The following is a 13,599-nucleotide window of genomic DNA, read 5'->3' as shown; positions in this document are numbered from 1 at the left end:
ATGTAGGATTACTATTTTGATTAATGATTGCTTCGGCATTCTGTAATGCTTGATTGTATGCGTTTTGATGTTCAGATGAGCCGTTAATGTAATCACTACTTTGTTTAACATTAGTTTTTTCCGCAACTTTTTCTTTAAGCTTTTTCATAGCTTCGTTTAACGCTTTAGCATTATTGAGGTGAGCTGTAACGTCATTTCTAGTTTGAGCACCATTTACTAACGCTTCTTCGCCAGTTCTTTGTGGATTATTTAAAGATCCTAATTGAGCAATTGCTTGATTAGCAGCATTTTTATCATTTTGAAGTTTAGTGACACCATGTAAATTATTTTTAGCAGCATTAATTTGATTAATGGCTTGTTCAATTTTTGATTTGTCCATTGTAGGGTTTTGTGAACCACTAATGATTGCTTCACCATTTGCAATAGCACTGTTATAAGCATTTTGTTGTTGACTATCTTCATTAATAAAGTCACTTGTTGAATGAACTTGATCTTTCGCATTCACAAGTCCTCTTAATGTTTGCATTGTTTGGTCTAAAGCTTGAGCATTATTTAAAATAGTTGCGACTTGATCTCGAGTTGTTGCACTACCAATGGAATTATTTTCATTTGTTTTTTGAGCGTTTGTTAAACCGCTTAGTCCATTAACTGTTGCTTTGGCATCTTGTTTAGCTTTAGCAAGTTTTGCTTCCCCATCTAAATTGTTAATAGCTGTATTAATATTATTAATCGCACCTTGAATTACAGATTTATCTAATTCTGGAGTTTGCGTTCTGTTTTTTAGTGATTCAGCGTGTGAAATCGCATTTGTATAAGCATTTCGTTGAGCGGGATCTTCATTAATGTATTTACTGCTGCCTTTAATTTCATTTTGGTTATTAATTAAGCTATTTAATTGCCCCATAACCTTATTTAGTTCTTTAGCTTCACTTAACTGCGTTGCAACTGCTGGTCTCGTTTGTGCTTCGTTAACTAATGATTTTTCTTTATTTTTTTGAGCTTGTGTAAGTTGATTTAAGCCATCAATTTCACGAGTAGCGTTCTCTTTCGCTTTGCGAAGTTGTGCTTCTCCGTCTAAAGCGTTTTTCGTTGTTAATACTTCTTGCGCTTTTTGATTAATTGTATTCGCATTTAAAGTTGGAGTTTGTTCATTAATAATAGCGTTTGCAGCATTTACTGCATTTGTATAAGCGTTTTGTTTCTCAGGTTCTGCGTTAATGTAACTACTTTGATTTTTTAAACTTTCATTGTCTGCAATATTTTGTCTCAATGTGTGCATAGCATCATTAATGGCAGTCGCTTTTGTCTGTTCTTCAGTCACTTGAGATCGCGTACTAGAAGCATTAATTTCATTTTTTAAAGCATCTTTTTGCGGTGTATTGAGATCTGATAAAGTGTTAATTGCGTTTGTTGCATTTGTTTTAGCAGTTTGTAATTTTTGTTCACCGTGAAGTGCAGATTTTTTGTTATTAATATCTCTAATTGCTTCATCAACAGTAGTCTTATCGAGTACTGGATCAGTCGTTTTATTAATGATTGTTTGCCCTGTTGAAATTGCATTGTTATACGCATTTTTTTCTGGTCCATCCTCATTAATATAATTACTTGTTCCTTGAACTTCTGATTGTTTATTCACTAGTTCTTTTAATGTACCCATTGAACCATTTAAAGCTTTAGCATCATTAAGTTGGTTCTGAACTTCTGTTCTTGTTTGTTTATTATTAATTAATGCTTTTTCAGCTGACTTTTGAGCAGAGGTTAAGTTAGATAAGTTATCTATTTCCCTGTTTGCATTACGTTGAGCTTCTTCTAATTTTTGTTGACCGTGTAAATTATTTTGAGCAGTAGTCACTGCTTGCGCTTTTTGTTTAATAACATCCGTACTCATTTCAGGACTAGATTGAGCATTGATTATATTTTGAGCATTCGTTACTGCTTGATTATATGCTTCTTTAGGACCATTGTCTTCATTAATATAATTGCTACCTGTTTTTACTTGGTTAACATTTTGAACACTATCGCGTAATTCTTTCATCGCGTTGTTTAACTTAGTGTAATTTCCTAATTGACTAGCAATGCCTGTTCTTGTTGTAGCGTTGCCGACATTTTGTTTAGCTTTCGCACGTTGTGCATCATTGAGATAAGTTAATCCGTCGATTGTAGTGTTAGCTTCTCGTTTTGCTTCTGCTAACTTTTCATTACCGTTCAATTCTTGTTTAGTAGTATTAACTTTCTGAGCAAGTTTATTAATTTCAGTTGGATCAAGTTGTGCTGAATCGTTATTTGATTGATTAATAACTTGTTTGGCATTATTTACTGCGCTATTGTAGGCATCTTGTTTGTCTTTATCAGCATTAATATAATTGCCATTTCGAAGCTCTTGTTCATTATTAGCAATACTTTGTTTTAATCCGGTCATTGCAGTGTTTACAGTGTTAGCTTTTTCTTTAGCTTGGTTTACAGCTGCAATATTATTAGAACTATTAATTTCAGTAGTAAGCGCATGACGTTGTGCCTCGTTTAAATCATGTAAGTCGTTTAGATGACGTACTGCTTCTTGTTTCGCGGCTGCTAATCTTTGGTTACCATCTAAAGCATCTTTAGTTTGTTTAACGTCGTTCGCTTTTTGATTAATAGTATCACTACTCATAGTTGGACTTTGAGTTTGGTTGATAATTCCTTTAGCTGCATTTACAGCATTATCATACGCTTGACGTTTGTTATCTGAAGCATCTATATAGTTTTCTTTTAATTTTTCTTGTTCGTAATCGGCAATACTTTCTTTTAACTTTTTCATAGCTTGATTAAGCGTATCAGCGTTACTTTGGATACTTACTAACTCGCGGTGATTCGTTGCACTATTAATTTGATTTTTATAGTTCTCTTTTTGAGGCGTATTAAGACTATCCTCACTATTAATATGATTAATAAATGGTTGTCTAGCCAAAACTAACTGAGTTCTTGCCTCATCTAAAGCCGCTTTAAAGTTATTTGCTTCATTAGTAGTAGATCTAATAACTGCTACTGTAGGGTTATTATTTAAAATATCTTTCACTTTATTTAGTTCTTCTCGAGCAGCATTTAGTTTCTCGTTATAGTTGTGTAATGATTCTTGCGTCATGCCTTCTGTGTCTGTAGGATGATTAATACTATTTTCAAGCGCTTGTTTAGCAGCTTCAAGATCACTTTTATCTGGAAGTAGTGAAGCACGTGCGTCTTTTAAGTTTTTAATTACGTCGTTAGCTTCAGCTACAGCTTGTTTAACTTTATCTACAGTAATCGAATCTTTATTTTTAAGTAACTTATTGATTTTAGTTTTTTCGATTATAGCAGCTGCTAATGCGTCATTAAAATCATTTACAGAATCCGCTGTCATTCCATCTGTATTAGAACCTTGATCGATAACACTTTGGATATTTCTTTGAGCATTTTCTAAAGGTTGAGTATCTACTTGTAAATTGTTTTTAGCTTGTATTAATTCATTCTTCATTCGTTCTGCTGAAGCTACATTAGTTCTAATTGCATTGACATCAGGATGATTATCAAGCACATGATTAATTCTAGTAATTTCATTTCTAGCTTCTTGGAGCTTTTGTCTATATGCTTGAGCAGACTGTGGTGTCATACCTTCAGTGCTTGACGCATGGATAATATTATACTGAATATTATTTCTTGCGATTTCTAACGGAGCTTTATTGACAGTTAATCCATTTATGGCGTTCTCTAAATTTTTAAATTTTTGATTTACTTTTTCAGTTTCTGAAGAAATTTCTTGATCAGTAGCATCGCCGTTATTGATTAACGTTTGAGCTGTATTAGATTCGCTTTGCGCTTCTTGTTTAGCATGATTATATGCATTGACTGATTGTTGCGTCATTCCATCAGTTTGAACTGCTTGATTTATTTTATTTTCAAGTTGAGTTCTTGCTGCTTTAAGTGCCTCATTATTAGCTAAAGGTTGAAGTTGATTGATAGCTTGACTTAATTCACGTTCAACTCGGTTAACTTCTTGTAATGCATTGTCCACTTCATTCACTGTGCGAATAGGTTTTTGAATCACAGCATTTGCATTATTTTTAGCATTATCCAATTGTGATTGTATTGATTGAATAGCATTATTATATGCTCGTATGCTACTCGGTTTCTTATTGTTAGTGTCGCCTCTTCTGTCTAAACGATTGACTGCTGTTCGTAAAGCTGTCGTGTCAGCAGTTAGTTGATGTTTTGCATCATTTAAAGCTGTTAAAGCTTGTTCGACTCTAGATTTCTCATCTGATATTTGTTTAGCAGTAGCATCGCCGTTATTGATTACAGTTTCTGCATGAGATACTGCATTTTGAGCTTCTTGACGTTTAGAATTGTAATTACTTATAGAATCTTGAGTCATACCAGTAGTTGAAGGTTGATCGTTAATAGCTTGTTGCAATTGTTCTTTTGCTCTTACTAGCTCACTATTATTTTCTTTGTTTTGAAGCATGTGAACGGCTTCGTTTACTCTAGATTGAATATTATTCACTTTTTCAAGCGCTTGAGTAACATCGTTTACGCTCGGATTGTTATTTCTGAGCACTTGCTCAGCTTCATTTTTAGCCTCATTATATTGAGTTTCAATCGCTTTACGTGCTGCTTCATATTTTTTAATACTTGAAGGTGTTTTGCCGTTAGTGCTCACTTGTTCTGTTAACTTATTGTAAGCATTTTGTAATTGTGACTTATCAGCACGCAAATCACTTTTAGCATTATTTAAAGCTTGCAATGCTTGTTCAACTTTAGTTTTTTCATCAGAAATTTGTTTGGCAGTTGCATCTCCGTCTGCAATGATTTGATCAGCTTTTTGAATTTCAGCTTGAGCTTCTCGTTTCTTAGTATTGTAATTATTTGCAGTGGTAGATGTCATGCCACGAGTAGGGTCAGATTCATTCACTGCATTTTGTAATTGATTTTTAGCATGAACCAAAGCAGAGTTATTTTCTTTTGGTTGTAATAAAGCTATAGCTTGATTAACTTTTGGTTGTACTGCATTAACTTTATTTAACGCATTTCTCACTTGTTCTACAGAAGGATTAGTATTTTGTAGAACGCTATTAGCCTCGTTTTTAGCAGTATCTAATTCGTTTCTAAATCCTGCTAATGATTGATTATAACGAGTTACAGATGCTGGTTTCTTATCTGTTAAAATTACATTTTGCGTTAATCGATGATATGCCGTTTCTAATTGAGATTTATCCGCTCTTAAACCATTTTTAGCTTCAACATATTCTCTTTGAGCTTGCTCTACTTTATTTTTAGCCTCAGTAATTTGTTGAGCAGTTGCATCTCCATTGTTGATTACAGAATTAGCATTTTGAATTGCTTGTTCAGCAGCTTGTCGTTTTGAATTATAGTTTTGAGCACTTTGTTGAGTCATACCTTCTGTTGAAGCAGCTGGTTGAAGTGTGTGCTGTAACTCATCTCTCACTCTAACCAATTGTGAATTATCAGCTCTAGTTTGTAATAAGTTTTTAGCTTCATCAATTTTAGCTTGAGCTGCTTTAACTTGATTTAATGCATTAGCTACTTGTTGTGGTGTAGCAAATTCAGTGTTAATCACAGTATCCGCTTCAGCTTTCGCTTGATTTATTTGTGCTTTCGCTCTTTCCATTGCCTGTTCAAAGTTTCTTATACTTGCAGGCGTTTTATTGTCTTTGCTTATAGTATCGTCCAAATGGTTGCGAGCGTTAATTAATTCAGTTTTATTTACTTTTGTTTTAATAGTTTCAGTGATTTCCTGAGTGCTTCCATCATTATAGGTAATCACTACTGGAATATGTGTTGTACTACCACCAGCTAGATTTGAAGGTAATGCTGTACCTGATTTAATACTTGCTATACGTTTATTTTCGACTTGAACAGCGTTATTAACATCTGCATTAGTTACACTTTGCCCTTGTTCTTTTATAATTTCTCTGATAGTCACAGAATGGGACGCTGGCGCAGAAACTATATTTGGATTTGTACTTTCCGTATTACCATTACCTGCTTTAGAAGTAATAGTAACTTGTGAGTCAGGTTTAATAGTATTAGCATCAAAGATAACTTTACCGTTACTTTGGTTAAATGTTACATAGCTTGGTTTGTTATTAATAGACCAGCTACCATTATTATTTTTAGTGATAGTAAATGTTTTGTTTGCTTCATTATTACCTATTTTTTCTGTGTAGCTAACTTCTACCCTTTTTGTTGGGTTAAAAGTATTTGTAGCATTATCAGGTGTGACTTCAAAAGTTCCGTTCTGCCAAATCTTAGCAGTAGCTTTCTCTGGTTGTGGTGCTTTAACAATAAACGGTCCACTATCTGCAGGACTACTGATTATCTCCCCTGAACCTTCAGTCGCAATAGCTTGGATTGTATCGCCTTCAGAGATAGCAGTTCGATTTATTAAAATGGCGCTTCCGTCATCTTTTGCCGATATGCCTCTAATATCTGGTTCACCTGTTAAAAGTTCCCATCGTCCGTCTTGATTTTTAATGAAAGTAGTTAATTTTCTGCCATTTCTATTAATTACGATTTTATCAGCATTTGATTGAGCATAATAGCCACTACCCTTAATCGGGATTTGTCTGACCGCTCCAGGTGTGATTGTAATTTCACCTGCATTAGATTCAGTAATAATAGGTGGATTAGGAGTGCCATTTTTTACAATGAATTTACCTGGTTGCGATGTTTGGAAATCACGATTACCTGAATCAAGCACATCATATCTTCCTGTTTTAACGAATGGAGTGCTTGTATATGCTAATGATTGCCATTGGTTTGAGCTAGTACCAGTTTCTGGATTCCAATAAAATTTAAATCCATCCATTGGCAAACCTTCGCCATTTTCTAAATGTTTGTACATTGCAGCACTTGTACCTTTAGGGAAAGTATCACCAACTTCTATTATGTTAACTGGTTGAGCGAAATCAAAGTTATAAACCCATACTTTGACTGGAACTTCTACTGGAGTTGTAATTCCAGGATAATTAATAAGCGCAGTTAAATTTTGAACCCCAGCTACGTTTTTATCTGGTTGTCGATTATCTTTCCAGGTAGCCGTTCCGTTATATCGTTTGCCATCTTCGAATTCAATGTAATTATAGACATCTGTACCACGTTCTAAATTTTGACCTATTTTATCTCTTACTGGAGCATTAGCAGTCACAGATGGATAAATCATGACTGGTATATCTACAGTTCTTGTTTCTTGGTTATTAGGCAATGTAACATTGACTGTTTTATTCGATTGTCCGATATTACCTTTCCATGTATCAGGACTTTGAGCCCAAGCAAAACGAGAGTTAGCAGGTGCATTACTAATAAAATTATTAAAATTATTAAAGTTAAAATCTATACCTTTTACTAATTTTATACCACCGTTTTTGGCTTCCATTGCAACAGTTACATTAACTTGATCGCTATTCTCTGAAGTTACAGTTACGTTTTCGGTTGTATCTGAAACATCATTATTTGTTCTTTTTGCATAAGTTAGATTATTAGTTGTAATAGAAGACTTAGCGTAAATATTACCTGTTGGTAGAGTTCCTTGAACTGTTATAGTTGCCGTACCATTTGCTATTACAGACGTAGTATTAGGTATAACGCTACCGTTTGCTTGATAAAGTTTTACATCTACATTATTTTGCACGTTTCTTACGATGACCTGTTGATTAGATAATCCACCTTTAGCAATGACACTATTAGCATCTATTTGTGGCTTACTAGGTTGGACTTTAAAAAGAATCTTCACATCTTCTCTTTCACCATTTGGATAAATAGCTGTTGCAGTTCTTACAAAAGCTCCTGGTGTATTTGAAGTTGGAGCACTTGAGCCTTGAGCCCAATCGAAATACATACCGTTTGGCCATGAGTTATTAATAGATTTTATATATGAACCTGCGTTACCTGGATTGTCATTAGAATTAACAAATTGACCATTGATAGTGGTTTCGAAAATTTTCTTTGGCTCAGATTTAACTATTTTATAACTCGTCTGTTTCACTATTGGCGTAGTTTCACCATCAAACCAAATCTCAGCATGTAATGGAATGTCAACACCGATTTGATTGCTATTAATGTCTGGAGCATTGTTTCCAACCCAGTTTACTCTTGCGTTAAATGTGTTTCCATTTTGTAATCTAAAGAAATCTCTAGGTTCTGCCCCTTTACCTTGTGGGAAATTTTGACCCTTAACCGTATATCTTGGTTCTGATACGACTTCTGGTAAAACGTGCTTAACAGGTACAGATATTTGATTTGTTGTACCGTCTTTGTATGTCACTGTCACAGTAACAGTAGCATCATTTCTCGGTCTAATTACATTACTAACTTCTTTTGATTGAACTTCATTAGCTGGTTCAGTGATATAGCTTCTTCTTGGCGCGATATTAGTCACAGATACAGAATCTATTACAGATTGTCTCTCTGCTGGTGACAGAGTTGCGCCGTTTTGAATATTATTTAATCTAACTGGATGTTGGTTTGTTGAACTTGTAGTTAAACGATATTTATCTTTTAAAGGCTTTAATAGAACATTAAATTGTTCAGTAGTTTGGTTATTACTTTTATCTATAGCAGTAACTTTTACTGATTTATTTGTAACTGAAGTTACATTAGGTGCTGTGCCACTCACTTGAGTATTATTGTTAGAGATAGTTACTCTTATTCCGCTGTCGTTTGGAATAGATACCGACTGAACGCCGTAATTGTCAGAGACGCTCATTGTATTTTTAAATGTTTCGCCTGAATATACTTCATTATGAGAATAATCCCCAAACGTGATTGTAGGTTTAACATTATCACTAGGTACAAAATATACATCGTAGACATTAGTAGTGGTATCCATTGTACTGCCAGTGCGTTCGATATATTGTTTAGCGCCATATGGTGTTAAAAATAGATGCGTTTTATATACAACACCCATAATACCTTCTGATACATAATTCGATTTTATTACTTTTTCTAATTGAAAAGCAGCTGCCCCGTTTGCTGCAGGAACTTCTCCATTTACAACTTGAGAATTACTTTGGTTATAAACAATATTAGAATGGTTGACAACGGCATTACCGAATCCTGTTCCTGTTTGAACTAAATCTAAAACTTGAATAAGTTGTCCATCTTTAGTGAAGCTACGTTGTCTATCATCACTATTAATTTGTGATGAATAACCATACGGTTTGTAACTTGGTGTGCCACCTTCTTCTGCTAAAATCTTTTCGTTACCAGTAATGTTATTTCTCAACCCTGGAACTGTAGTCGTTGCAGTAAATAAATTTAATACTTGGTTTGTATTGATAGCAATTCCTTTTGTTGCATCGTAACGATAAATTATTGATTTATGATCAGGTGACCAAGAAAAGCCGCCATCAGTGTTTCGGTTTGGTAGTTTATCACTAGACCAAGAGATTGAATAATCTTCTCTGATATTAGGCCATCTTAAGAAATTCATGTCGTTAGCTGAAGAAGTAAATGTCTTAGTATATTGGTCTTTATGAACAGATACAGTTACAGTGCTCACACCAGTCCCGTTTGTAGGATTCGAAACATCAATATCTGATGTTTGTAAATGTAATTTAGGATTGGCATCTACAAAGGCTTGTTTAACTGCTTGTACTTCCTCATCGCTAAGTTTAATAGGATTGACACGGAATACTCTATGATTTCCGGTTGGTGCTACGATGTCAATTGCTTTTATACGGATATATAAATTTTCTATACTTTTGTTATAAGCATTGAATGCCATAACTCTATATTGATGAGGCTCATCACCGAATTGCGATACTTGTTCTGGTGTAGGTAATGGATCAGCAGGTGTCATTACAGTAAATGGCACATTAGGTATATCTTGACCATTACTTAATGAGAAATAGTTTCTCATGTCTTTACCAATATTAAATCTACTTCCTTTAGCAACGTAAATCGTTGCTATTTTTTTATCTGTAATTCCACTTTCGGAAAACTGATTTTTGCGAATAGGTTCGTAAGTAAATACATTACCTTCATTCATCGTTGCTTGAGAATCATCTTTATAATTTACTAATACATTACCATTATCTTGTGGTTGGAAAGTGTTAGCTACTGCTAAGACATTATTTCTACTTGCATTTTGTCTAGCTAAACGATCTTTAGCGATAGCTTTCTCATCATTACTGATAATAGTCGGATTAACTACAACAACTCTATTACCATTAGTTAAAGGTAATGGAGGAAAATCAACCGCTAAACTACTTACATTGATATTAATCGTTTTAATTTGATCGCCCTTTGTAACATTATTATCCATATCTGAAGCGGATAATCTTAATCTAATAGTACTATTCAGTGCTTGAGCGTGACTTATCGTTCCGCTTACTGTTAAAGTGCCACTTTGACCATTCGGAGTTTTGACAAAGGATTGTGTCCATCCAGAAGGAAGTCCCTCTATCGTCACTTGATTGACACCAGAACCATCTTGATTATCACTAACAGGAATAGTGAAATGCACTTGATTATCTCTATAATATTTATCTTTCAAACCTACAGGTTCTCCAATTGTAGGTGGTGTTTCATCAGTTATTAACGTAATGGCATTACTGAAGTTCGATTGAACATTGTCATCAAAGTAAGTTATTGCTTTAATTTCTCCAGAACGCGGTAATCCTTGTAAATAATCTTTAGCTGTAATTGTAACTGTTCCATGACTTGTCGCGTCTGCTCTAGCAATTACAGTGTAACCTTCAGGTTTTGTATATGGGTCAGAAAAAGCATCAGTTCGACCATTAACGCCACCTACTACTAATAAAACTTTCGCGTTCGTTTGAGGTGGAACGTTTGTCACTACAATATCAGGTTTTTGTCCGGCCTTACCTTTAAGTTGTAAGGCAGTAGTGACTAAAGTTGGAGGATATGGTTTAGCTCTTACTTCAAATTGTTCTTCTTTATCTCCTAACTTCACAGTTATGAAGTAATCTCCAGGCTCTAATGTTCCTACTAAAGAGAAGTTTTTTTCTTTTGTATTGTTATTTCTGCCAGTAGATTTCTCCAATCTTAATGTACGTGGATAACCATATATTAACCAATCATTATCTTTTATCGGTTCATTACTTGTAAGTTTGATACGTATTTCTTGTTGTTCTACAGAGTTATTATGCATATCACCTGCCATTACTTGATAAACAGGATGTCCAACTTTACGAGACTCAGTATACGTATCAATACTCGTACCTTCATTGTTATGCCAATAACTAATCTTTTGTTGTAATTGTGGTTTAACGTATAATTTTACTGGAACTAAAGTTTCAGGATTACTAGAACTGTCTCGAGCATTAAAACCAATCATTAATTTAATAGGTTTTCCTGTACGTGCAGCTTCTTCAAGTTTATCTTGTGCGAATAAGCTTTCAATTTCTACTGGATTTAAATCATTGACTCCAAATACGCGATAACTATCATATTGGGCGTTTGGAGGCATGAATCCCATTATAGTGTCACTTATATTTTTCACATAGCTTAACGGATCATCGGCATAATCAGTTGTATGATCTCCATCACTATCCAAGATAGCACGGTTAGCATATTTACCTAGTGTTGAATCATAAGTATATTCAGTGTTACCTAAATGCATTGTACGATTCTTAACTTCTACAAACGATTTAATTCTTTCTTGATAAACTTTCATTGGTTCTACATATAGTTGGTTATAGTTATAAAGTTGGTTGAACTCTAATGCTCGTCCACCTGCCGCATAATATAAACGTTCAGTTGGCAATCCAGATGTTTTAAAGGATATGCGATAACTTACATCTCCTTTACCTATAAAACAATAAATAGAATCTAAGCCTTGTCCTTGTTCAGGTCTATCGCCATTAAGAAAAGCATAGTTTTCATCACCATAATACTTAGCTGTGCTAGACGCGCCGTTTCTGTTGAAGTATGAATTTGGCGCAAATTCATCACTGCCTCGAGCGAAATCCCAGAATTTGTTCAATTGATAATATGGAGTATTATAAAATTGATAACCATGTGCTGCACCATGTCTAAAATAATTTGCTACACTAGGATTTATGCCACCTGCAGTTTCCCAAAATTTTGGTAAAGGCTTACCTGACCCAGAACCAGAGCCATCATATGAAGTGGCACGCCCGTCTTTATTTATAATTGTTAAGGTTACTGGACCCGCAGGTGTTTGATCACGAGGTATCGCAAACCAATAAATCATATTTTCATGGTTAGAGTGTCCAAGGTTAAATAATACGTCCCATTGATAGCCGTTTTTTAATCTTTTAGTAGTAATGTAAGCAATGTTTCTAACGTCTGAAGCATGCAACAAATTATATGGTGTTGTAGGTAAATAATATGGTGCACCTTTATTTGAAGCATGTAAAAATGTTCCAGGTGGATAGCCTGAACCATCATCATCAGAAGAAACATAATATTCAGTGTAGGCATTTTGGTATGAGACGCTACCTCTTGCAGCTCTGTCAGAGTTGACACCTCGAGTTGAACGTTTAAGAGTATTACTATCTATAGAACGTTGTGGTAATGTACGTGCCAATTCTATTGCTTGTACTAACTCTTGATATACTAAAGTAAGCTCATCTGATGTAGCGTTATCTTCTTTACCTAATAATTCATTTACTTTATCAAATATAGCTTTCACTTTATTAAATTCAGTTGCGTTTGCTTTGTCTCTATCAATCATTTTGTATTCATGATATGAAGAGTCTAATAAAGCTTGGAGACTGTTTCTATCAATTGGTGATTGAGCTTGTCTATTTTTTGCTTTCTTTTTAACAGAATCTTTGTTTTTATCATCTTTATTAGCACGTTTTTCAGCTAATTGTTGCTTAATCATTTTATGGTTATCTTTTTTAGAAGAATCTTGATTTTCTTTTTCTTCTTCTTCTTGTTTCTTAGCATGAATCACGTCTTTGTTAATTCTTAAATCTTCTTGAGAAAGTAAAGATTGGTTATTGATATTGTTTTCATCGCTATTTGTCGATGCTTGCTCTGATTCAAGACTTTGTATTGCGTTTTGATTTTCGTCATTATTTGTTAATGTCGTTTTATTAAGTGCGTTTGGTTGATTGTTTTCGTTTGAACGACTTTGATTATTATCAACTTGTCTATTTAATTGATGAGCTTTAGAATTTGAATTGTCTTCATCAATTTGTGAATCTTCTTGTTGTTCGATTACCTTTTGACTTTGGCTCACTTCATTGGCATGTGCTTGTCCAGGATTGAAACCAACAAACACTAGTGTCGCAATGACTGTAGAAAATGTTCCAATTGCGTATTTGCGAATACTAAATTTTTGTAGTTTGTCTCGATTATTCAAAGCTATTGTCCACTCCTCTTCTTGATGTTTTGTCTTTGGTGTTTAATGTGACAGTCGAATCTGAGCAAATAAGTATTTCGAAGTTGTTTAAATGAAATGATATCGTTCAAATTGCACTCAATAAAAAAGAGCAATTGACGTCATTTCAAAATTAATTTGATATCGGTATGCCCTCTCATTTATCACAATAGCGTCTGGAACAATATTTTATTCGTTCTAAATAATAATATCATTTTAATATAGGATTGTGAAATTAATTAACATAACTT

General features: G+C 34.2%; 1 protein-coding gene. It reads right to left on the bottom strand.

Translation table 11 applies throughout. The features are described from left to right. On the bottom strand, positions 1 to 13,330 hold a 13,330-nt coding region (gene ebh / locus HMPREF2580_RS12455), incomplete at its 3' end, for a hyperosmolarity resistance protein Ebh (RefSeq protein ID WP_083321674.1). Between the last annotated feature and the right edge of the window lie 269 nt (positions 13,331 to 13,599).

The sequence above is a fragment of the Staphylococcus sp. HMSC036D05 genome, from assembly GCF_001836225.1.
GTDB lineage: Bacteria > Bacillota > Bacilli > Staphylococcales > Staphylococcaceae > Staphylococcus > Staphylococcus caprae.
The sequence above is the reverse complement of the archived record's forward strand: the minus strand, read 5'-3'. Positions and strand labels throughout refer to the sequence as shown.